Origin of the sequence: Ralstonia sp. 1138, from assembly GCF_040544795.1 — a bacterium.
GTDB lineage: Bacteria > Pseudomonadota > Gammaproteobacteria > Burkholderiales > Burkholderiaceae > Ralstonia > Ralstonia flatus.
In genome coordinates, this window is record NZ_JBEPKQ010000002.1 from 493,361 (window position 1) to 515,200 (window position 21,840).

Annotated in this window: 19 protein-coding genes and 1 pseudogene; 8 read left to right on the forward strand and 12 right to left on the reverse strand. The window is 65.4% G+C overall.

Going from position 1 to position 21,840, the window contains the following annotated elements; genetic code table 11:
• Window positions 1–95: 95 nt before the first annotated feature.
• Window positions 96–1,124 carry a D-2-hydroxyacid dehydrogenase family protein gene (locus ABIC76_RS09980; protein WP_354533839.1) on the forward strand — a complete coding sequence of 343 codons (1,029 nt, stop codon included), beginning with the start codon at window positions 96–98 and terminating at the stop codon, window positions 1,122–1,124.
• Window positions 1,125–1,155: 31 nt separating this feature from the next.
• Here the strand turns inward: ABIC76_RS09980 and ABIC76_RS09985 are convergent, their stop codons facing one another.
• From ABIC76_RS09985 to ABIC76_RS10000, 4 genes are all read right to left on the reverse strand, one after another.
• Complete coding sequence (locus tag ABIC76_RS09985; RefSeq protein WP_354533840.1) at window positions 1,156–2,046, reverse strand: DODA-type extradiol aromatic ring-opening family dioxygenase; 891 nt, start codon at window positions 2,044–2,046, stop codon at window positions 1,156–1,158.
• Between the two features lie 101 nt (window positions 2,047–2,147).
• Window positions 2,148–3,596 (reverse strand): dihydrolipoyl dehydrogenase family protein, encoded by a 1,449-nt coding sequence (locus ABIC76_RS09990; RefSeq protein WP_354533841.1) that lies wholly within the window; start codon window positions 3,594–3,596, stop codon window positions 2,148–2,150.
• Between the two features lie 105 nt (window positions 3,597–3,701).
• Window positions 3,702–4,595, reverse strand: coding sequence for a patatin-like phospholipase family protein (locus tag ABIC76_RS09995; RefSeq protein WP_102064192.1), 894 nt, complete (start codon window positions 4,593–4,595; stop codon window positions 3,702–3,704).
• The gene (locus ABIC76_RS10000; RefSeq protein ID WP_027678631.1) at window positions 4,592–5,263 is read right to left on the reverse strand and encodes a TetR family transcriptional regulator; all 672 of its coding nucleotides are present in this window, start codon (window positions 5,261–5,263) and stop codon (window positions 4,592–4,594) included. The genes ABIC76_RS09995 and ABIC76_RS10000 overlap by 4 nt, the downstream gene beginning before the upstream one ends.
• A gap of 568 nt (window positions 5,264–5,831) precedes the next feature.
• On the opposite strand from ABIC76_RS10000, the gene ABIC76_RS10005 reads away from it, so the two are divergent.
• From ABIC76_RS10005 to ABIC76_RS10015, 3 genes are read left to right on the forward strand one after another with little or no spacing between them, the layout of a single operon-like run.
• Window positions 5,832–7,103, forward strand: a complete 1,272-nt coding sequence (locus tag ABIC76_RS10005) for an efflux RND transporter periplasmic adaptor subunit (protein WP_354533842.1) — start codon at window positions 5,832–5,834, stop codon at window positions 7,101–7,103.
• Between the two features lie 15 nt (window positions 7,104–7,118).
• Window positions 7,119–10,271 (forward strand): efflux RND transporter permease subunit, encoded by a 3,153-nt coding sequence (locus ABIC76_RS10010; protein ID WP_102064194.1) that lies wholly within the window; start codon window positions 7,119–7,121, stop codon window positions 10,269–10,271.
• A 2-nt stretch (window positions 10,272–10,273) separates the two neighbouring features.
• Complete coding sequence (locus tag ABIC76_RS10015) at window positions 10,274–11,818, forward strand: efflux transporter outer membrane subunit (RefSeq protein ID WP_354533843.1); 1,545 nt, start codon at window positions 10,274–10,276, stop codon at window positions 11,816–11,818.
• Between the two features lie 33 nt (window positions 11,819–11,851).
• Here the strand turns inward: ABIC76_RS10015 and ABIC76_RS10020 are convergent, their stop codons facing one another.
• Window positions 11,852–12,943, reverse strand: a complete 1,092-nt coding sequence (locus tag ABIC76_RS10020) for a DNA topoisomerase IB (RefSeq protein WP_354533844.1) — start codon at window positions 12,941–12,943, stop codon at window positions 11,852–11,854.
• A 250-nt stretch (window positions 12,944–13,193) separates the two neighbouring features.
• On the opposite strand from ABIC76_RS10020, the gene rpsU reads away from it, so the two are divergent.
• A complete protein-coding gene (gene rpsU, locus ABIC76_RS10025; RefSeq protein WP_003262970.1) occupies window positions 13,194–13,406 on the forward strand; it encodes a 30S ribosomal protein S21 in 213 nt (70 codons plus the stop codon).
• Window positions 13,407–13,745: 339 nt separating this feature from the next.
• Complete coding sequence (locus tag ABIC76_RS10030) at window positions 13,746–13,997, forward strand: hypothetical protein (protein WP_354533845.1); 252 nt, start codon at window positions 13,746–13,748, stop codon at window positions 13,995–13,997.
• A gap of 15 nt (window positions 13,998–14,012) precedes the next feature.
• Here ABIC76_RS10030 and ABIC76_RS10035 read toward each other — a convergent pair whose 3' ends face one another.
• The 3 genes from ABIC76_RS10035 to mnmE are packed head-to-tail and all read right to left on the reverse strand — an operon-like array spanning window position 14,013 to window position 16,183.
• Window positions 14,013–14,336 carry a low molecular weight protein tyrosine phosphatase family protein gene (locus ABIC76_RS10035; RefSeq protein ID WP_354533846.1) on the reverse strand — a complete coding sequence of 108 codons (324 nt, stop codon included), beginning with the start codon at window positions 14,334–14,336 and terminating at the stop codon, window positions 14,013–14,015.
• 4 nt (window positions 14,337–14,340) lie between these two features.
• A complete protein-coding gene (locus ABIC76_RS10040) occupies window positions 14,341–14,730 on the reverse strand; it encodes an NUDIX hydrolase (RefSeq protein ID WP_354533847.1) in 390 nt (129 codons plus the stop codon).
• Between the two features lie 7 nt (window positions 14,731–14,737).
• On the reverse strand, window positions 14,738–16,183 hold the full coding sequence (mnmE, locus tag ABIC76_RS10045; protein WP_354533848.1) for a tRNA uridine-5-carboxymethylaminomethyl(34) synthesis GTPase MnmE: 1,446 nt from the start codon (window positions 16,181–16,183) through the stop codon (window positions 14,738–14,740).
• 55 nt (window positions 16,184–16,238) lie between these two features.
• Between mnmE and ABIC76_RS10050 the strand changes: the two genes are divergently transcribed.
• Window positions 16,239–16,637, forward strand: a complete 399-nt coding sequence (locus ABIC76_RS10050) for a VOC family protein (RefSeq protein WP_102064201.1) — start codon at window positions 16,239–16,241, stop codon at window positions 16,635–16,637.
• A 72-nt stretch (window positions 16,638–16,709) separates the two neighbouring features.
• Here ABIC76_RS10050 and yidC read toward each other — a convergent pair whose 3' ends face one another.
• From yidC to rpmH, 4 genes and pseudogenes are all read right to left on the reverse strand, one after another.
• Window positions 16,710–18,374 (reverse strand): membrane protein insertase YidC, encoded by a 1,665-nt coding sequence (yidC, locus tag ABIC76_RS10055; RefSeq protein WP_027678621.1) that lies wholly within the window; start codon window positions 18,372–18,374, stop codon window positions 16,710–16,712.
• A 147-nt stretch (window positions 18,375–18,521) separates the two neighbouring features.
• A pseudogene (yidD, locus tag ABIC76_RS10060) lies at window positions 18,522–18,818 on the reverse strand (membrane protein insertion efficiency factor YidD); the annotation flags it as partial.
• Window positions 18,815–19,237 (reverse strand): ribonuclease P protein component, encoded by a 423-nt coding sequence (gene rnpA, locus ABIC76_RS10065; protein ID WP_147213434.1) that lies wholly within the window; start codon window positions 19,235–19,237, stop codon window positions 18,815–18,817. The pseudogene yidD and the gene rnpA, both read right to left, overlap by 4 nt.
• A 62-nt stretch (window positions 19,238–19,299) precedes the next feature.
• Window positions 19,300–19,434 (reverse strand): 50S ribosomal protein L34, encoded by a 135-nt coding sequence (gene rpmH / locus ABIC76_RS10070; protein ID WP_003262958.1) that lies wholly within the window; start codon window positions 19,432–19,434, stop codon window positions 19,300–19,302.
• Window positions 19,435–20,063: 629 nt separating this feature from the next.
• On the opposite strand from rpmH, the gene dnaA reads away from it, so the two are divergent.
• Entirely contained in the window at window positions 20,064–21,653 is a 1,590-nt protein-coding gene (gene dnaA, locus ABIC76_RS10075) for a chromosomal replication initiator protein DnaA (RefSeq protein WP_354533849.1), read from the forward strand.
• Window positions 21,654–21,840 lie beyond the last annotated feature (187 nt).

Sequence of the window (21,840 nt, forward strand, 5' to 3'; positions counted from 1 at the left end):
TCGACACGGATTGTCGTGCGACGAGGGATGGGAAGAATACCACCGCGAGGGATCGCTGTTTTTTGCTGCGCACCATTGTTCGAAGTGAGATGTCGATGAAGATTGCCGTACTGGACGACTACCAAGACGCTGTTCGCAAGCTGGACTGCTTCAGCCTGCTGCAAGACCACGAAGTCAAAGTGTTCAACAACACCGTCAAAGGTGTGGGGCAATTGGCCGCACGCGTGGCGGACGTTGAAGCCATTGTGCTGATCCGGGAGCGCACGCGCGTGACGCGTCAGTTGCTTGATCGCCTGCCCAAACTCAAGATCATCAGCCAGACCGGCCGCGTATCGCGCGACTCCGGCGGCCATATCGATCTGGATGCCTGCACCGACAAGGGTGTGGTGGTGCTGGAGGGCAAGGGCTCGCCCGTGGCGCCGGCCGAGCTGACCTGGGCGCTGGTGATGGCCGCACAGCGCCGTATTCCGCAATACGTGGCGAGCCTCAAGCACGGCGCGTGGCAGCAGTCGGGGCTGAAATCCACGACGATGCCGCCCAACTTTGGCATTGGCCGCGTCCTGAAGGGCCAGACGCTGGGCATCTTCGGCTACGGCAAGATCGGCCAGCTCGTGGCCGGCTATGGTCGCGCCTTCGGCATGAATGTGCTGGTGTGGGGCCGCGAGGGGTCGCAAGAGCGGGCACGCGCAGACGGTTTTGCCGTGGCGGATTCGAAGGAAGCGCTGTTCGAGCTGTCTGATGTGCTGTCCGTCCACCTGCGCCTGAACGACGAAACGCGCGGCATCGTCACGGTGGCCGACCTCACGCGCATGAAGCCGACGGCCCTCTTCGTCAATACGAGCCGTGCCGAGCTGGTGGAAGAAAACGGCCTGGTGACGTCGCTCAACCGCGGGCGCCCGGGTATGGCCGCCATCGACGTGTTTGAAACGGAGCCCATCTTGCAGGGCCACACCCTGCTGCGCATGGAGAACTGCATCTGCACGCCGCACATCGGCTACGTCGAGCGCGAAGGCTACGAGCTGTACTTCAGCATCGCGTTCCAGAACATCCTCGATGTTCTGCAGGGCAACGTCGACAGCGTGGTCAATCCGACGGCACTGGCGCCTGCGCTGATCCGCGCATAACGCCAGTCGTCCTGCCCGTCGTTTCCGCCAATCAAGCCGCGGCGCGCAGCTGCGGCTGATTGGCGCCCGCGCCGTCAAAGCGGAAGCTGTCCATCGCCAACGATCCGTACGTCACCGTATCGACCACGTGCTGAGCCTGCACGCCGCCCGGCGTGGCTTGGCTCGGCTGCCCCATCGCGGCGCCCAGTGCCACGTACAGCGGCATCAGGTGTTCGTCGGTCGGGTGGGCGTGGGCGGCGTTCGGGGCTTGCGCGCGGTAATCGCAGAACCGGGTGAAGTCGCCGCTGCGGATGCCGTCGGTCATCGTCTCGATCATCCATTCGCGGAAGGCCGTTACCCACGGCTCGACCGGCACGCCGTGCTGCGCCATGCCCGGGCCGCGCATCAGCGCGCGCAGGTTGTGCGTGAAGCTGCCGGAGCCGACGATCAGCACGCCCTCGTCGCGCAGCGGCGCGAGCGTGCGCCCCATCGCCATCTGGCACGCCGGTGACAAGCCCGGCATCAACGACACCTGCACTACGGGGATCGTTGCCTCCGGAAACATCAGCATCAGCGGCACCCAGGCGCCATGGTCCAGCGGCTGGCGCGGGTCCAGCACGGTGGAGGCCTGTTCTTCCAGCCCAGGGACGATGTTGCCGTCGATCAGCGTGCGGATGCGTTCGGCCAAGTCCGGCGCGCCCGGCGGGGCGTATTCCAGGGCGTAGAGCTGCGGTGGGAAGCCGCCGAAGTCGTGCCAGGCTTCCTGCTGCGCGCGGGCGGTGACAGCCGGCCGGCGCGTCATCCAGTGCGGCGACACCACGACGATGGCGCGCGGCTTGAGCGCAGCCATCTCTTCCCCGAGCGCCGCCAGCATCTTGCCGACGGGGCCGGGATCGGCCGCTAGCATGGGCGACCCATGGGACAGATAAAGCACGGGGAGCATGTCAAATTTCCTGAAGAATATGTCTGCCATTCTGCGCCGACGCCGCGCCAGTAACGTGCATGGATTTGCAGGGCGGGATCAGGAAAATTGAATGAGTGCGCTTACATGCTCAGCAATTCCTCCGCCACGGTCGGGTGCAGCCCCACGGTGGACTGCAGATGCTTGAGCCGCACGCCCATGCGCACGGCCACCGCGAGCGCCTGGATGATCTCCGGCGCCGCGTTGTCGACAATGTGCGCGCCGAGCACGCGGCCGCTGCGCGCATTGCATACCAGCTTGATCAGCGACTCCATTCCCGAGCCCGCAAAGCGCTGTTCCAGCGAGACAAAGCGGCGGACGACCACGTCGATGCGGTCGGCAAGGGCGCGTTTGTCGGTGTCTGGCCCGCGCTTGCCCAATTCAGGCCAGCGCGCGCGGGCGTCGGCCTCGGTCAGGCCCACGCTGGCGATGGCCGGATCGCAGAACACGGCCATCGGCACGGCGTTCATGTCGGGCAGCTTGATGCCTTTGCCGAATAGGCGTTCGGCCACGTAGCGGCCCTGCGCGGCGGCTACGGGCGTCAATTGCAGCGGGCTGCCGCCGCAGACGTCGCCGACTGCGTGGACGCCGCGGGCGCGCGTACGGAAGTGGCGGTCGACGGCAATGCGCCCGTGCGCATCGAGCGTGACGCCGGCAGCGTCCAGGCCAAGGCCGGCAATGTTCGGCGCCCGGCCGATGGCGCTCATGACACGCTGGGCGCGCAGCACGCGCGGAGCGTCGCTGCCCTCGGTGCTCGCGTAGACGGCCACGCCGCCGCCGCCGCCGCCGCCGCCGTTTCCGGCATCGTGTTCGATGCGGACGACGTCGACGTTCAGGATCAGGTCGACGCCGCAGCGAGCCAGCGACTGCGAAGCGGCCTCGGCCACCGTGGCATCGAATTCCGGCAGCACGCGCGCATCGCGCGTCAGCACGGTCACCCGGACGCCAAAGCGCGCCAGCGTGGACGCCATTTCCACCGCGACAACACCGCCGCCCGCGATGATGAGCGAGGCGGGCAGCGCGTCCCAGCCGAATACGTCGTCGGAAGTGCAGGCCAGCTCAGCGCCGGGTACGGGGAGCGGCGTGGGGCGCGCGCCGGCGGCCAGCACGATCTGGCGTGCCCGCAGCGTGGTCTTGCCAGATTCGGTTTGCAAGCGGACGATGCCGCGGCCCCGCAGCGACGCCATGCCGCTCAGCCATTGCACGCCGGCATCGCCCAGTTGGGCGAAATGTGCTTCGTGCAGCCGCGCGACTTCGGCGCGCGTGCGGGCGATGGCATCGGCCCAGGCGTCCGAGGTGCGGGAGGTGTCTGCAGCGCGCAAGCACCGAGCGATCGTCTGCGACCAGGCGGCGCCGTAGCCGAGCAGCTTCTTCGGCACGCAGCCGCGGTTGACGCAGGTGCCGCCGACTTGGGCACGGTCGATCAGCAGCGTGCGCGCGCCAAGTTGCGCAGACCGGCGCGCCGCTGCGAGCCCGGCCGAACCGGCGCCGATCACGATCAGGTCAAACGCATGTGCAGGGTTTGCGGGCATGAAGTGTCCGTCGAACAAGCATCGGCCGGACGACCTGGCAGGCACGCCGGCGGGCGCGCCATGTGGAGCAAGCGGCGCGCCCGCCGCCTGTCTTGGAGGAGGTGGTTACGCCGCCACCGCCGTGGCGAACCCGCGTGGAAGTTCGCGCAGGAAGGTTTCGCCGTCATGACGGCCGAGCGCATAGGCGTCGCGCATGGCGCCGGGCCGGGTGTAATCCCAGCTCGAAATGGGGACCTTGCGCGAGGGCTGTACATAAAAGCGGCGCTGCACGCCCTCCGCCACCGGCACGTCCATGCGGAAATACGTCGGGCGCGGGTACAGGCGTGTGACCAGCACCAGCGCGTCGCCCGGCGTGGCGTCCAGCGCGTGCACCGGCACGTTGTCGACCATGCCGCCGTCGAGCACCGGCCGCCCCGCGCGCCGCAGCACCGGCGTGAACGGCGGCGTGGAGGCGGATTGCAGCAGCAGGTCCGCCAAGTCTTCCGGAGTGGCGCAGTCCTGCGCGCGCACGATTTCCGGCGTGAAGCCGAGGCGCTTGCCGAGCGTCGGGTGCAGCGTCTTGCGAACGTGCTTTTCGATGTTGTACGCAATCAGCCCCGCCGCCACCGCTGAGCGTGCGCCCAGCCAGCGCGGGATATGTGCCACGCCGATGCGGATCTCGGGCGCCTGCGCCAGCCGCGCGAAGCGGCCCTCGCCGAACACCGTCAGCAGCGCCGTGCGGTACATGCCGTAGTGCGGAAACACGCGCTCGCCGCGCAGCAGGTTGCCCCAATGGGCGTTGCGGGTGTTTTGGCGCAAGGCTTCGCCGTAGTAATCCATCAGCTCGGCGGAATTCCATGCATGCAGCATGCACGCCGTCGATGCGCCGGCCGAGATGCCGGCAATCACGCGCGGCGCCAAGCCCAGTTCGGGCTGCACGACGTCCCACCAGCCGGCCTGCCACCAGCAGCGGTTGCCGCCGCCGGCAAAGACCATCTGATCGAACACCGGCGCGTTCATGCCGAGGCCCCGGCGCGGGCGGCCGCTGCGGCTGCCGGTTCCAGCCGCAGCGACGGCGCGTATTTGAGCGTGTCGATGCAGGCATCCAGCAGGCGCTCGCGCTTGGTGGCGAGGCTGGAAGCGTCCGGGTAGAACAGGTAATCGCCCATGATGCCGTTGAACGTGGCATGAAAATGCGCCACGGCCAGGGGGATGTCGAGGTCGGCCGGCAACTGCCCCCGCCGCGTCGCCTGCTCGATGATGCTCGTCAGATGGGCCATGCCTTCCTCAAACGATTCCTGCTGGCGCTTGAGGATGGGGCTGGTGTCTTCGACGAACTCGCACTTGTTGAACATGATCTCGAAGACCTTGCGCCAGTGCGCGTCTTCCACGAGTTGCCGCAGCAGGAAGTTGCCCACGGTGCGCAGTTCACCCAGCGGGTCATCGGCCTCCACGCCCAGCGGCGTGCACATCGTCTCCATCGGCAGCTTCACGCGCTCGCACATGGCGGCGAAGACGTCGGTCTTGTTACGGAAGTGCCAATAGATGGCGCCGCGCGTCACGCCCGCCGCCTGCGCAATATCGGAGAGGGATGTGCGTGCCACGCCGCGCGCATAGAACACGTCTTCCGCCGCATCCAGAATGCGGTTACGTGTTTCCAGGGCTTCTTCCTTCGTTCGTCTGACCATGATCTTCCAGAGGAACGCCGGGGCATCTCGTCCGGCGTTCTTTCGATTGGCTTTTGTGCAATGCACAATTCCAGGCAACGCACCATTGCGCTCCGCACAACGCGGCAACGGGTCCATTGGCTGACAATGCTTGTCGCAGCGCGGTATTCGCCGCCTGTCCGCTTCGTCGCGCTCATTGCTACGAACTCCGGAAATGTGTCAACGGAGTCCCTATTCGTCGAGGGCGAGACTTACATACATACGCGAACGTATCTATAATAGCGCGCACTCCGTCGCTTGCCCATGGCCGTATGCGCCACATCCATGCGGGCAAGCGGCCCGGGGCCGACTTCATGTCTTGTCGGTCAGCGGGTCGGAGATCGACTGCCGATCGCTCCCGCGTCTAAGCATTCTGGTCCGAGTTGTTGCGAGTTCGTCGCAAAGGCCATATCGCGTGCCGCCAGATACGGCTAGCATCGGACGTTTTCGTTTTGTGTCTTTTGGTTTCGCTGACGGCTTGCCGGCGTCGCACTCGTTTGCGCGGCGTTGCGGCACCCGGCATTCCGCTTATCGCCACATGGGGTCATCTATGACGAACACCCGCCGTTATCACCAACTCGCTGCCGCCGCATTCATGGTGGTGGCACTTGCAGCCTGCGGCAACAAGCAGGCACAAGGGCCGGGCGGCGCCGGCATGCCTCCGACCGAAGTCGGCGTTGTGACCGTGCAGCCGCACTCCGTTGGCCTGACCAGCGAGTTGCCGGGCCGCCTGGAGGCCACGCGTGTGGCGCAGGTGCGCGCACGAGTCGCGGGCATTGTGCTCAAGCGCACCTACGCTGAAGGCAGTGACGTGAAGGCCGGCCAGCAGTTGTTCCAGATCGATCCGGCGCAGTATCAGGCGTCGCTGGACAGCGCCAAGGCACAGCTTGCGCGTTCGGAGGCCACGCAAACGCAGGCGCAGTTGAAGGCTGAGCGTTACAAGCCGCTGGTCGCCACCAACGCCATCAGCAAGCAGGACTACGACGACGCCACCGCCGCCGCCAAGCAAGCCACCGCCGACGTGGCCGCCGCCCGCGCTGCCGTGGAAACCGCCAAGCTGAACGTCGGCTACGCCAGTGTGACCTCGCCCATCTCCGGCCGTGCCGGTCTGGCGCAGGTCACCGAAGGCGCGCTCGTGGGCCAGGGCGAGGCGACGCTGCTGACGACCGTGCAGCAGATCGACCCGATCTACCTGACCTTCACGCAGTCGAGCACCGAAGTGATGCGTCTGCAGCAGGCGCTCAAGGACGGCAAGCTGGCCAAGGCCGGTGGCGATGCGGCCAAGGTCACGCTCGTGACGGAAGACGGCCGTGCCTATGCCCAACCGGGCAAGCTCTACTTCTCGGACCTGACGGTGGACCCGGCCACGGGCACGATCACGCTGCGCGCGATCGTTCCGAACGCCGACCGCACGCTGCTGCCGGGCATGTACGTGCGTGCCCGCCTGGAGCAGGCCGTGGACGAACAGGCCATCACGGTGCCGCAACAAGCGGTGACGCGCAGCCCGGACGGCGCCTCCGTCATGGTGGTCGACGAAAAGGGCATGGCTGCAGTACGCCAGGTTCAGGCCGACCGCTCGATCGGCACGGACTGGATCGTCTCCAGCGGCCTGAAGGCGGGCGACAAGGTGATCGTCGACGGCCTGCAGAAGGTTCGTCCGGGCGCACCGGTCAAGGCCGTGCCGTGGCAGCCGATGTCGGCGGGCCAGGGCAAGGCCACGCAAGGTCAGGGCGGCCAGGGTAGCGGCGCAGCGGCTGCCCCGGCGGCCAGCGCCCCTGCTGCAAGCACTCCCGCTGCCAGCGCACCGGCAGCCAAGCAGTAAACAAGGAGCCATCGCATGGCAAAGTTTTTTATCGATCGCCCGGTCTTTGCCTGGGTGCTCGCGCTGTTCATCATCCTTGCTGGGGCGATTTCGATCACCCAGCTGCCGATCTCGCAGTACCCGACCATTGCGCCGCCGTCCGTCATCATCACGGCAACGTATCCGGGCGCCAATGCGAAGACGCTGGACGAATCCGTCACCAGCATCATCGAGCAAGAAATGAACGGTGCGGACGGCCTGCTCTATATGGAGTCGGTCAGCCAGGGCGGTAACGGCCAAGCGCAGATCACCGTGACGTTCAAGGCCGGTACCGATCCGGCGCTGGCGCAGGTGGACGTGCAGAACCGCCTGAAGCGCGTGGAAGCGCGTCTGCCTTCGCAGGTGACCCAGCAGGGTGTGCAGGTCGACAAGGCGCGCTCGAACTTCCTGCTGTTCGCCACGCTGGCATCCACCGACGGCAAGATGGACCCGGTGGCACTGGGCGACTACATCTCGCGCAACGTGCTGAACGAAATCAAGCGCGTGCCGGGCGTGGGTCAGGCGGTGCTGTTCGGTACGGAGCGCGCGATGCGCGTCTGGATCGATCCGGCCAAGCTAGTCGGCTACAAGCTGACCCCGACGGACGTCTACAACGCCATCCGTGCGCAGAACGCCCTGGTCTCGGCCGGTACGATCGGCGATCTGCCGTCCGTCTCCGACCAGCCGCTCGCGGCGACGGTCGTGGTGGAAGGCCAGCTCACGACCACCGAGCAGTTCGGCAACATCGTGCTGGTCGCCAAGCCGGACGGTTCGCTGGTGCGCGTGAAGGACGTGGCGCGCCTGGAACTCGGCGGCCAGACCTACTCGACGTCTGCGCGGATCAACGGCCAGCCGATTTCGGCCATTGGTGTGCAGCTTTCGCCCACGGGTAACGCGCTGGGCACCGCCAAGGCCGTGAAGGCCAAGCTGGAAGAGCTGTCGAAGTACTTCCCGGCCGGCGTGGAATACAAAGTGCCGTACGACACCTCGAAGTTCGTCCAGATCTCGATCGAGGAAGTGGTCAAGACGCTGTTCGAGGCCATGGTGCTGGTGTTCCTGGTGATGCTGCTGTTCCTGCAGAACATCCGCTACACGCTGGTGCCGTCGATCGTGGTGCCGATCTCGCTGCTGGGCGCGTTTGCCGTCATGAACGCGATGGGTTTCTCCATCAACGTGCTGACGATGTTCGGCCTCGTGCTGGCGATCGGTATTCTCGTTGACGATGCCATCGTGGTGGTGGAAAACGTCGAGCGGATCATGGCCGAAGAAGGCCTGCCCCCGCGCGAAGCGACCCGCAAGGCCATGGGCCAGATCACAGGCGCCATCATCGGTATTACGCTGGTGCTGATGGCCGTGTTCATCCCGATGGCGTTCTTCTCGGGCTCGGTGGGCGCGATCTATCGCCAGTTCTCGCTGTCGATGGTGTCGTCGATCTTCTTCTCGGCACTCATGGCGCTGACGCTCACGCCGGCACTGTGCTCGACGCTGCTCAAGCCGATCGAGAAGGGTTCGCACCACGAGAAGAAAGGCTTCTTCGGCTGGTTCAACCGCATGTTCAGCACCACCACGAATCGCTACCAGAGCTTCGTGGAACGCATCCTGAAGAAGACCTTCCGCTACATGGTCATCTACGCGGTGCTGATCGCTGCGGTGGTGTTCCTGTTCCTGCGCCTGCCGTCTTCGTTCCTGCCGACCGAAGACCAGGGCTACATCGTGACCAACATCCAGTTGCCGCCGGGTGCCTCGGCCAACCGCACGCTGGAAGTGATCAAGCAGGTCGAGAACTACTACAAGCAGGAAAAGGCGGTCGAGAACATCGTGGCCGTGCAGGGCTTCAGCTTCTCGGGTAACGGCCCGAACGCCGGTATCGTGTTCACCCCGTTCAAGGACTGGAGCGAGCGCAAGGGCAAGGACCAAACCGCTGATGCCGTGGCCGGCCGTGCCTTTGGTGCGCTGTTCGGCGGCATTCGCGATGCGATCGTCTTCCCGCTCAACCCGCCGCCGATTCCGGAACTGGGTAACGCAACGGGCTTCACGTTCCGTCTGCAGGACCGCGCGGGCCTGGGCCACGACGCGCTGATGGCAGCCCGCAATCAGCTGATGGGGATGGCGGCGCAAAGCAAGATCATCACCGGCATGCGCCCGGAAGGTCTGGAAGATTCGCCGCAGTACCAGGTGGATATCGACCGCGAGAAGGCCAATGCGCTGGGCGTCTCGTTCACCGACATCAACGCCGTGCTGTCGACGGCGCTGGGTTCGGCGTACGCCAACGACTTCCCGAACTACGGTCGTCAGCAGCGTGTGATCGTGCAAGCGGACAAGATCAACCGCATGCAGCCCGAAGACATCATGAACCTGTACGTGCGCAACGGTCAGGGCAACATGGTTCCGATGTCGACGTTCGCCAAGGGCCACTGGATCGTCGGTCCGGTGCAGCTCGTGCGCTACAACGGCTATCCGGCAGTCCGCCTTTCGGGTGCGGCTGCACCGGGTGCCAGCTCGGGTGACGCCATGGCCGAGATGGAACGCCTGGCGGCCAAGCTGCCGGCCGGTATCGGCTACGAGTGGACGGGCCAGTCGCTGCAGGAAAAGGCCTCGGGCTCGCAGGCGCCGGCGCTGTACGCGCTGTCGCTGCTGGCGGTGTTCCTGGTGCTGGCGGCGCTGTACGAAAGCTGGTCGATCCCGGCGGCGGTGATTCTGGTGGTGCCGCTGGGGGTGCTCGGCGCACTGCTGGGCGTGACGCTGCGCGCGATGCCGGATGACGTGTACTTCAAGGTCGGCCTGATTGCGGTGGTGGGCCTGTCCGCCAAGAACGCCATTCTGATCATCGAGTTTGCGAAGGACTTGCAGGCGCAAGGCAAGGGCCTGATCGAGGCGACGCTGGAAGCCGTGCACCTGCGGTTCCGCCCGATCATCATGACGTCGTTCGCCTTCATCCTGGGTGTGCTGCCGCTGGCAATTGCCACGGGCGCCAGCTCCGCCAGCCAGCGCGCCATCGGTACCGGCGTGATGGGCGGGATGTTCACCGCGACGGTGCTGGCCGTGGTGCTGGTGCCTGTGTTCTTCGTGGTGGTCCGCCGCATCTTCAAGGGCAGCGAGCGTCAACGCCGTCTGGATGCCGCGCACCGTCCGCTGGACGAGGAAATCTGAACATGCAGAAAACGATGACCTTTCGAACCCCCGCGCTGCTGCCGGCGCTCCTGCTGGCTGCCGGCGTGCTGTCCGGCTGCTCGCTGGCGCCCACCTATGAGCGCCCGGATGCTCCGATAACGAGCGCGTATCCGCAGGCACCGGCCGGCTATGCCGTGCCGGCGGACTCCGCCAAGCCCGGCGAGAACGCGCCCCGCGCGACCGAACTGGGCTGGCGCGAGTTCTTCCCCGATGCGCGCCTGCAGAAGCTGATCGGCCTGGCGCTCGAGAACAACCGCGACCTGCGCGTGGCCATGCTCAACGTCGAGGCCGCGCGTGCGCAGTACCGCCTGCAGATCGCTGACCTGCTGCCGCCGGTCAACGCGTCTGCCACGTACACGCGCAGCCACACGCCGCCGTCGATCTCGACCACCGGCGGCGACGTCTACACCAAGCAGTACCAGCTTGGCGTGGGCATCAGCAACTACCAGGTGAACCTGTTCAGCGTGGGCGACGTCACGTCGTCTGCGCGTGCGAGTTATCTGGCGACGGACGAAGGCCGGCGTGCTGCGCAGATCAGCCTGATCTCGCAGGTGGCCAAGGCTTACCTGAACGAGCGCGCCTACGCCGAGCAGCTGGACCTGGCCCAGCAGACCCTGAAGGGCCGCGAGGACTACTACAAGCTGGCCAAGCAGCGTTTTGACGTGGGTGCTTCGTCCGCCCTGGACCTGCGCCAGACCGAGACGCTGGTGGAATCGGCGCGCGTGTCGGTGGCACAGCTCACGCGCCAGTACGCCCAGGCGACCAACGCGCTGGTGCTGCTGGTCGGGGCGCCGTTGCCGGCCGACCTGCCTGCGCCGACCACGGTGTCGTCTGAAAAGATCGTGGCCGACATTCCCCCGGGTGTGCCGTCGGAGCTGCTGGAGCAGCGCCCGGACATCCGCCAGGCCGAGCAGAAGCTGGTTGCCGCCAACGCCAACATTGGCGTGGCGCGTGCGGCGTTCTTCCCGAGCATCGGGCTGACGTCCAACGTGGGCACGGCAAGCGGCGCGCTGCATGATCTGTTCAAGAGCGGAACGGGGTTTTGGTCGTTCGTGCCGAACCTCACGCTGCCGATCTTCAATTGGGGCACCAACATCTTCAACCTGGACTTGACCAAGACCAACCAGAAGATTGCGGTTGCCAACTACGAGAAGACGATCCAGACGGCCTTCCGCGAGGTGTCCGACGCCCTCGTGGCGCGCGGCACGCTGGAAGAGCAGGTGGCCGCGCAGAAGCGTTTCCGCGATGCCACGGCCGATCGCCTGACGCTGTCTGACCAGCGCTATCGCAACGGCGTGTCGAGCTTCCTCGACGTGCTCGATGCGCAGCGCGATCTGTTCAGCGCCGATCAGACGCTGGTGCAGACGCGCCTGGCGCGCCTGACCAACGCCATCGATCTGTACACGGCGCTGGGCGGCGGCCTGCAGGAGCAGAGCACCACCGTGGCCGCACGGCAGGCGCAGCCGACGGCTGCTCCGGGCGTCGCGCCCGCCACGCCGGACATGACGCCGCAGCAATCGAAGTAAGTTGGCGTCTGTTCGCTCGAAAGCCCGCCTTGTTCAGGCGGGCTTTTTTTTGCCCGCGCCGTTTGCCTCGGCGGTGTGTTCGAGAAATCGAAGCAGCGCCACCTCTTCGCGTCGCAGGCCCTTGCGTGCCCGAACCGGGGGCAGTGCTGCCAGCTCGCCCGCCAGGAAGGCGTCCACCACGGCCGGATGCACGTAGCACTTTCGGCAGACGGCCGGCGTGTTCCCCAGGCGTTGAGCTACTGCGGCAATGGCCTCCACCACTTGCCTGCGCGCCTCGGTGGCATTGGTCGCCGGTCGCCCACGCAGCAGGTCCAGCGCCAGCACGCTGCCCGCCCAGGTGCGGTAGTCCTTCGCCGTGAAATCCGCACCGGAAATCTCTTGTAAGTATGCATTCACATCCGTGGAATCGACTACGCGGCGATCCCCAGCTTCGTCGATGTACTGGAATAACTCCTGCCCCGGCAGATCGACGCAGCGCCGGATGATGCGCGCCAGGCGCGGGTCCGATACCGACACGTCGTGCTCCACGCCGCTCTTGCCGCGAAACTGAAAGCGCACCGTGTTGCCGTGCACCTCCACATGCCGATTGCGCAGCGTCGTGAGCCCATAGGAGCGGTTGTCGCGCGCATACGCCGCGTTGCCCACGCGCACCAGCGTCACGTCCAGCAGGTAGACCACCGTCGCCAGCATCTTTTCGCGCGACAGGCCCGGCGCTTCCAGGTGGGCGGTGATCGCCTCGCGCACCCGCGGCAGCACCGCCCCGAAGGCCAGCAGCCGCCCGTATTTATCGGCATCGCGAAAGGCGCGCCATTCTGCGTGATAGCGATATTGCTTGCGCCCACGCGCGTCACGCCCCGTCGCCTGCAGATGACCGCCCGCGTGTGGGCAGATCCAGACATCGGTATAGGCCGGCGGGATCGCCAGCTTGTTGATTCGGGCAATGACCGCCGGGTCGCGGATGCGCTGGCCACGGGTGTCGAAATAGACGAATTGGCCGCGCAGCCGGCGCCGGGTGTAGCCAGGGCGTGTGTCGTCGACATAGCGCAGCTGTTCGGGCAGCGCTTCGGCGAGGAGGGTGGCGGTTGCAGCAACCGGCGCGGGCGCAGACTTGGGAACGCGTTCCACGGTAGAGAGCCTGGAGAGATGCTCGCGTTGAGCAAGCGGCGTTCCTCTCCCGCACCTGCCCCTGGCGGGCGGTTGCTCGCGGCGTAGTATCAAGGCCACGCATCTGCGTAAAAATGGCCGAAGAAATGGCCTTTCCGCCACAATCGGAAGTGCCTTGCATCGGTAAACAGATTCAACTACACTGCACGCCCTCTGGGCGGTATATAATCCGCTGTTTCGCCGTCCACCCGAATACTGAGCAAGGGACCCGATGACCACCATCCGTCTGAAAGAAAACGAGCCGGTCGAAGTTGCACTGCGCCGCTTCCGCCGTGAAATCGAGCGCACTGGCCTGATCAAGGAACTGCGCGCCCGCACCGCTTACGAAAAGCCGACGACCGAGCGCAAGCGCAAGAAGGCTGCTGCTGTGTCGCGTACGCGTAAACGCCTGCGTTCGCAAATGCTGCCGAAGAAGCTCTACTAAGATCGCGCGATTGTTTCGGTAGCACCAGTCGGGTGCTGCCGCTGGCGGTGTGAAGTCATTCGACCTCCGTTCCGCCGAGCTTGGTTCGTAACGCTTCGTGCGTACCGGAAGCCTTTCCGGATTCAACCAACGCTCCACTCCCCGATACAGAAGCTAGCAAGATGCGGTTGATGGCCTGTGCGCCATTGTCCGCCGCTTCGGTGCGCCCTGCGCGCCCTTCTCTGTTGCAAACGACATCCGCCAGCGGTAAATGACCGGCTGGCTGTTGGCGTTTGTTGCGCCGATTCTGTGCGGGAGTACAGTAGCGGGCATCCTTTGCACGCGCGTTCCCAAACAACGATGTCTACCGATTCCAACGAGTACTGGTTTCCCGCCAAGCGCTACGGCTGGGGATGGGGTTTCCCTTCGCGTTGGCAGGGCTGGGTGGTGCTCGCCATCTATGCTGTATTGCTGGTGGCCGGCATCGTCGGGCTGCACCCGGGGCGCACGCAGTTGGGTTTTTCGTTGTACGTGCTGGGTGTGTCAGGGCTGCTGGTGCTGGTTTGCTGGTGGAAGGGCGAGCCGCCGCGCTGGCGGTGGGGCCGGGATTGAACGGCTGCCTTGCAGTCAACCGCGCAGATGCGGACCGACGCGTTTCTCTAGCAAGGCGACGAGTTCGGGCTGCATGAACGCGTAGTTGTCGGGAATATCCAGACATACGACGTGCTTGCCGCGTAGCCGCGCACCAAACCGTTGCGACAGGCGTCGCTGGTGGCTGCGCTCCATGACGAAAACCACCTCGGCCCAGTCAAGCTGGTCGGCATCGAGTTGTACGTCTGCGTCGGGCGCCAAGCCCGCAGAGTCGGTCTCGACATTTGGCCATTGGGCGAAGACTGCTTCTGCCGTCGGGCTACGCAGCCGATTGCGGCTGCAAATGAAGAGCGCACGCATCGCGCTAGGCTGCCGCCTTCAGCGCCGCCGCTATCGACGCCCGATAGCCCTCCGGCAAATTCGTCGGCAATGCATCCGGCGCAAACAGCCCGAGGCGCTTGTGCTCATGACTGACGGTCGGCTCGAACGGGCCGACCAGCGCGCACGCATATGTGGCAATGAACACGTGCTTGCCCGGCACGACTTCGAACAGGTACGTGTCGATCAACGCGCTCACCTCCACGTGCAAATTCAACTCTTCGGCAATCTCGCGGACTAGGCACTCGATGGACGTTTCGCCAAGTTCGATGCGCCCGCCGGGCAGCTCCCATTCTTCCCGTTCATTGAGTAGCAGGACGACATCGCCGGTGGGTGCGCGAAGGACGCCTTTGATGGAAACGGGGTAGGCAGACATGGGGCGGTCACTTGCCGATGCAGAACCGACTAAAAATCACCCCCAGCAAATCATCGCTGGAAAACGCCCCCGTAATGCTGTTCAACGCCTCCTGCGCAAGCCGCAGCTCTTCGGCAAACAGATCCAGTGATTGCGCTTGCTGTGCCGCGTGCTCGGCCGCAGTGGCGAGATGGTCGCGCGCCGTGCGCAGCGCCGCGAGATGGCGCTCGCGGGCGAGGTAAAGCCCCTCGCCGCCGCCCTGCCAGCCGGCAATCTCGAGCAACGCCGCGCGCAGCAGTTCGACGCCAAGGCCGTCGCGCGCCGATAGCCACACCTCGGGGGGCTCTGCATCCACGCGGCCTGGTGCGGCCACGCCCGAGAGGTCGATCTTGTTGATGACACGCAGGGTCGGCACGCCGGCGGGCACGTGCTCGGCGATGCGTGCGTCGATCGCGGCGTCTTCGGGCGACAGGCCGTTGGCGCGATAGTCCGCGGCATCCAGCAAATGCAGCACGACATCGGCGCGGGCGATGGCGGCCCACGTGCGCTCGATGCCGATGCGCTCCACTTCGTCTTCCGTATCGCGCAGGCCCGCCGTGTCGACGATGTTCAGCGGGATGCCTTCAATCTGGATGGTCTGCTGCACCTTGTCGCGCGTGGTGCCGGCAATTGGCGTGACGATGGCAAGCTCCGCGCCGGCCAGCGCATTGAGCAGCGACGACTTGCCGACGTTCGGCTGCCCCGCCAGCACCACATGCAGGCCTTCGCGCAGCAGCGCACCCTGGCGCGCCTGCGCGAGCACGCCGTCAACGGCCGCACGAATGTCGGCAAGCTGGCCGCGCGCGTCGGACGCCTCAAGGAAGTCGATTTCCTCTTCGGGAAAATCCAGCGTCGCTTCCACCAGCATGCGCAGATGGATCACGCGCTCGACCAGCGCATGCACCGCCTGCGAAAATGCGCCATCGAGCGAGCGCGCCGCCGAACGTGCGGCCGCTTCGGTGCTGGCTTCGATCAGGTCGGCCACGGCCTCGGCCTGCGCCAGATCCATCTTGTCGTTGAGGAAGGCGCGGCGCGTGAACTCGCCGGGCTCAGCCACGCGCAGGCCGATCTCGCGGCCGGCGGCCAGGCAGCGCTGCAGCAGCAGCTGCATCACGACGGGGCCGCCGTGGCCCTGCAGCTCGAGCACGTCTTCGCCCGTGTACGAATGCGGCGCCGGAAACCACAGCGCGATGCCGCGATCGATGGCATTGCCGCCGGCGTCGAGGAACGGCAGGTAGGTTGCCTGCCGCGGCGTCAGCACGCGCCCGCATACGGCTTGCATGACGGCGCGCACATCAGGCCCCGACACGCGCACCACGCCGATGCCGCCCCGCCCCGGCGCGGTGGCAATCGCCGCGATGGGAATGGTGAGGATGGGCGCGCGTGGCGCGGTGGAAGCGTTCGGCAAGGCGGTGGGGTGGTCAGCTGCAGTCATGGGCGGTATTGTGCGGCAGCCGCGCCCTTGCGCGCCAGTTTCCAAGGAGATTCGGATGATCGATCACACCGGCGTCGTCGTCAGCGATTTCGACGCCAGCAAGCGGTTCTACGAGCAGGCACTTGGCGCCATTGGCCTGGCCAAGGTGCTGGAGTTTCCGGCGGCCGTTACCGGCCACACCGACGTGGCCGGCTTTGGCCCACCGGGCAAGGCGGAGTTCTGGATTTCGGCGGCGATGGCGGGGCAGGCGCCGAACAAGCCGCCGCTGCACGTGGCCTTTCGCGTCGATACGCGTGGCGAGGTGGAGGCGTTCTACGCCGCTGCGATGGCTGCCGGCGGCACCGACAACGGCGCGCCCGGCGTGCGCGCGCACTATCACCCGAATTACTACGCCGCGTTCGTGCGCGACCCCGACGGTCACAACATCGAAGCCGTTTGCCACGCACCGGTGTGAGGTCTTGAAGCGTTTCTGGCAGGCATGAAAAAGGGCACCCGGAGGTGCCCTTTTTGCTGAAGCGCATTCGCCTTACTTGGCGGGTGCCGCCTTGTTGTTGGTGCCCAGCATGCGGTTGATCGACCATTGCTGCGCGATCGACAGGCAGTTGTTCACCACCCAGTACAGCACCAGGCCGGCCGGGAAGAAGAAGAACATCACCGAGAACGCGATCGGCATGAACATCATCACCTTGGCCTGCACCGGGTCCGGCGGCGTCGGGTTCAGCTTGGTCTGCACGAACATCGACACGGCCATCAGCACCGGCAGGATGTAGAACGGGTCAGGCGTGGACAGATCGTGCACCCAGCCGATCCAGGGCGCACCGCGCATTTCCACCGACGACAGCAGCGCCCAGTACAGCGCCATGAACACCGGAATCTGGATCACGATCGGCAGGCAGCCGCCGAGCGGGTTGACCTTCTCGGTGCGGTACAGCGTCATCATTTCCTGGTTCATCTTCTGCGGATCGCCCTTGTGGCGCTCGCGGATGGCCGTCATGCGCGGCTGCAGGTCCTTCATCTTGGCCATCGAACGGTAGCTCGTGGCCGACAGCGGGAAGAACACCAGCTTGATCAGCACCGTCAGTGCGACGATCGACCAGCCCCAGTTGCCCAGCAGCGCGTGGATCTTTTCCAGCAGCCAGAACAGCGGCTTGGCGACGATGGTCAGCCAGCCATAGTCTTTCACCAGGTCCAGGCCCGGGGTGATGGCCTCAAGCATGCGCGCTTGCTGCGGGCCGGCGAACAGGCGCGCCGTGGCCGACACGCTGGCGCCCGGCGCCACGGTGCCCAGCGGCTCCTGGATGCCGATGCGGTAGAAGTTGTTGTCGACGCGGTTGACGTAGTACTCGCGCTTGACGTTGTCTGCCGGAATCCAGGCCGACGCAAAGTAGTGCTGCACCATCGCCACCCAGCCGCTGTCGGTCGGGGCCGGCACCTGTGCCTTGCCCTTGTCGATGTCGGCAAAGGTGATCTTGTGGAACTTGTCGCCGTCGGTGTACACGGCGGGGCCGGTGAACGTGCTGTAGAAGCGCGACTGCTCGATCGCGCCGCCGTCGCGGGCCAGTTCCAGGTACAGGGTCGGGTTGATCGGCGCGGTGCCGTCGTTCGTCACGTCGAAGCGCGTGTCGATCACGTAGCTGCCGCGCTTGAAGACGTACGTCTTGGCCAGCTTGGCGCCGCCCTTGTCGGCCGTCAGCGTGATCGAGACATCGTTGCCCGTGCCCAGGTCACGCGGGCCGGCCGATGCTGCAAACACCGTCGTGTGGTTCGGGAAGTCGCCGCCGATCAGGCCCGAGCGAGCCAGATAGGTACGCTCGACGCTGCGGTCGAACAGCACCATCGGGTTGCCGTCGTGGTCCTTCTGATCGAGCAGTTCGAGCTTGGTGACGATGGCGCCGTCGGTGTCGATGGTGGCGCGCAGCAGGTCGGTCGAGATGACGATCTTTTCCGAAGCCGGTGCTTGCGACGCGGCGCCCGTAGCCGGGGCGGCTTGCGACCCGGCGGCTGCCGTCGTCGAGGCGCTCTTCGGCACATCGCCTGCGGGCGTGCTGCCCGGCGCGGCGGCCGTGGTCGTGGCCGTTTGCGGCGTCGGGAAGAACATCGACTGGTGGCCATTCGCGCGTTGCCAGTTGTCGAACAGCAGGACAACCGCCAGCGAGAAGATCACCCAGAGAATGGTGCGTTTGATATCCATGTCGGATTACGGTCTGGGAAGGTGAAGCCAGCGCCGAAAAACGGCTGCGCAGCCCGGTCTTGAACCTGCGATGCTCACCGTACCCTTGTACGGTTGCGCTTCCGGGTCCAACCTCGGGTTGCTCGCTACGTTGTCCGGCACTGCCTGGATCGACGGCCGCGCAGGCTGGGAGTCAGCTGCGGTCGCGTCGGTCGATGCGGGATCGGTGGAGCGGGACACAGCGTCGCCAGCGGCGGGCGGCACAGGATCATACCCGCCTTGTGCGAACGGATGGCAGCGGCATAGACGTTTTGCCGCAAGATAACTGCCGTAACCGGGCCCATGAGCGAGCACGGCATCGCGCGCGTAGTCGGAACAGGTCGGGAGGAAACGGCATTGCGCGCCCACAAACGGGCTGAACGCCACTTTGTAGATGCGCAGCAGAAACAGCAGCACGCGCGTCATGGCGTGCTCCCAGCGCCGGGCTGGGACGGTGTGGCCGAAGGCGGTGCCGGCAATGGACGCGCGGCAACCTCAAAGAGGTGCACCAGCTCTTCACGGCAGATGCGCTTGAAGGCGGTCACGGTTGGCACGTCCTGGCGCGGAAACTTGGCGTGCAGGCGGATCAGCACGTCGCGCCCGCCCAGCAAAGGCTGCCGCAGGCGGAACAACTCGCGGCACTGACGCTTGATGAGGTTGCGCTCGACAGCGCGTTTGGCGAATTTCTTGCCGATCACCACGCCCAGGCGCGCTTGGGCGGCGCCATTGGCACGCACATACAGAACGAAGTGACGACTACGCCGGACCGGCCGCAAAGCAAAAACGGATGAAAACTCATCCGTTTTTGTCAGCCTCGCGGCCTTGGGGTAGGCGTGCAGGCCCATCGCCAGCGTGCCGCAAAGCCATGGGCAACGGCTATGAGCCGTCACCCTCGGCGCGGCCGTCTTTAGATGGCCAGGCGCTTACGGCCCTTGGCGCGGCGTGCGTTCAGCACGGCACGGCCACCACGGGTCTTCATGCGAACACGGAAACCGTGGGTGCGCTTGCGACGGGTAACGGAAGGTTGATAGGTACGCTTCATGATGCACTCTCTTGTTAATGGGTGGTGCGGACATTGCCGCACGCGCCGGGCCTAGGGCTACCGCCGCGGCCTGGTGTCGATTCAGTCAGAGAAATCGCCCACGCAGACTGCCGTGCGCTATGTTGTTCAGGTCTAGGGTGTCACCGGAACATCGGGCACCGAGAGCATCGGGCCTAAGCCGGATCAGTCGCGACGAAGTGTTTTTCGCCCCGCATCTGACACGAACAAGCGTGCGCTCCCCTGCTGCGCATCGCAGAACCCGACATTTAAGCGGCATTTCCCACATCTGTCAAGCCTTGCTGATTGGGGATAACGTGCGCTCCGCGCCCGAAATCCACCCGCTGGCGAGTTGTCCCCATCGCCTTGTGCGGCTTGGTGTGCTCTGCGAAAAGCCTTGTCAGGACTGGGTTTGCGGCAAGTCAACAAAATCGGTTGTCCACCGCTACTCACAGCGGGTCCACAGGTTATCCACAGACTTATCCTTTGTGGATAACTTTCGGCAGGGGGTACAATCCCGTTCCAATAACGAAAGCCACCCGGTTTCTGGCCAGCGCCAGGGGCCCGGCGGCCGGCCCTCCCGGGGACGTCATCTGACGCGTGTGGCGCCGGTCAAACACCTAACGATAACGATGCAGGATTTCTGGCATGCGGCGTCCGCTCAGCTCGAGAGTGAGCTGACGCCGCAACAATTCAAGACGTGGATCAAGCCGCTGACGCCGCTGTCGTTTGACGAGCAGGCGTGCACGCTGCGGATTGCCGCGCCCAACCGCTTCAAGCTCGACTGGGTCAAGAGCCAGTTCTCGGGCCGCATCCAGTCGCTCGCCTGCGACTACTGGGAGGCGGCAGTCGACGTGCAGTTCGTGCTCGACCCGACCGCCGGCCAGCGCCAGGCGGCCCTCCAGCCGGCGCTTGCGCCGGTGCCGATGCAACCCCTCGGTGCGCAAGCAGGTCAATCGCGGCAGGCCATGCCGACCGGCAACGGTGTCGCGCATGACGCTGCCACGCTGCGCCCCGCGCCGTCCGTGTATCGCGAAACCGCGCTGGCAACGGCCAGCCATGCCGCCGCCGATATCGACGTGCCCGTGATGGACGCCGCCGAGGTCAGCGCGCAGTCGTATCGCATGCCGCCGCAGGCGCCCGCCGTGGTCACGAGCCTGTCCGCGCCGCCGCAGGCGCCGGTGGACGATTCCGTGCACGAGCGCTCGCGCCTCAATCAGATCCTGACGTTCGACAACTTCGTCACCGGTAAGGCGAACCAGTTGGCGCGCGCGGCGGCTATCCAAGTCGCCAACAACCCGGGCAAGTCGTACAACCCGCTGTACCTGTACGGCGGCGTGGGCCTGGGCAAGACGCACTTGATCCATGCCATCGGTAATTTCATGCTGATGGAGAACCCGCGTGCGCGCATCCGCTACATCCACGCAGAGCAGTACGTGTCCGATGTGGTGAAGGCGTATCAGCGCAAGGCGTTTGACGATTTCAAGCGCTACTACCACTCGCTCGATCTGTTGCTGATCGATGACATCCAGTTCTTCTCGGGCAAGAACCGCACGCAGGAAGAATTCTTCTACGCGTTCGAGGCGCTGATCGCCAACCGGGCGCAGGTCATCATTACCAGCGATACGTATCCGAAAGAGATCACCGGCATCGACGACCGCCTGATCTCGCGCTTCGACTCCGGCCTGACCGTGGCCATCGAGCCGCCCGAGCTGGAAATGCGCGTCGCGATTCTGATGAAGAAGGCGCAGGCCGAGAACGTGACCGTGCCGGAAGAGGTGGCGTTCTTCGTCGCCAAGCACCTGCGCTCGAACGTGCGCGAGCTGGAAGGCGCGTTGCGCAAGATCCTGGCGTACTCGAACTTCCACGGCAAAGAGATCACGATCGAGGTCACGCGCGAGGCGCTCAAAGACCTGCTGACCGTGCAGAACCGCCAGATCTCGGTGGAGAACATCCAGAAGACCTGCGCGGATTTCTACAACATCAAGGTCGCGGACATGTACTCCAAGAAGCGGCCGGCCAACATCGCGCGCCCGCGCCAGATCGCCATGTATCTGGCCAAGGAACTCACGCAGAAAAGCCTGCCCGAGATTGGCGAATTGTTCGGCGGGCGCGACCACACTACGGTGCTGCACGCGGTGCGCAAGATCGCCGATGAGCGCACGAAGGACGCCCAGCTCAACCACGAGTTGCACGTGCTGGAGCAAACACTCAAGGGCTGACCGCGCGATGGTCAGCAGAGCGCATGGCAACGCCATTCGCCCTGAATCAAGCCTCAACGGACGCCCGCTCGAATGCGGGCGTCTTTTCATGCACAATAGACATATTTGCCGCGCGCGTGACGCTATCCAGCGCCCCCTTATTTGCGGTATAATTTGTGATTAACCCCTTGATTTACAACAACTTTGG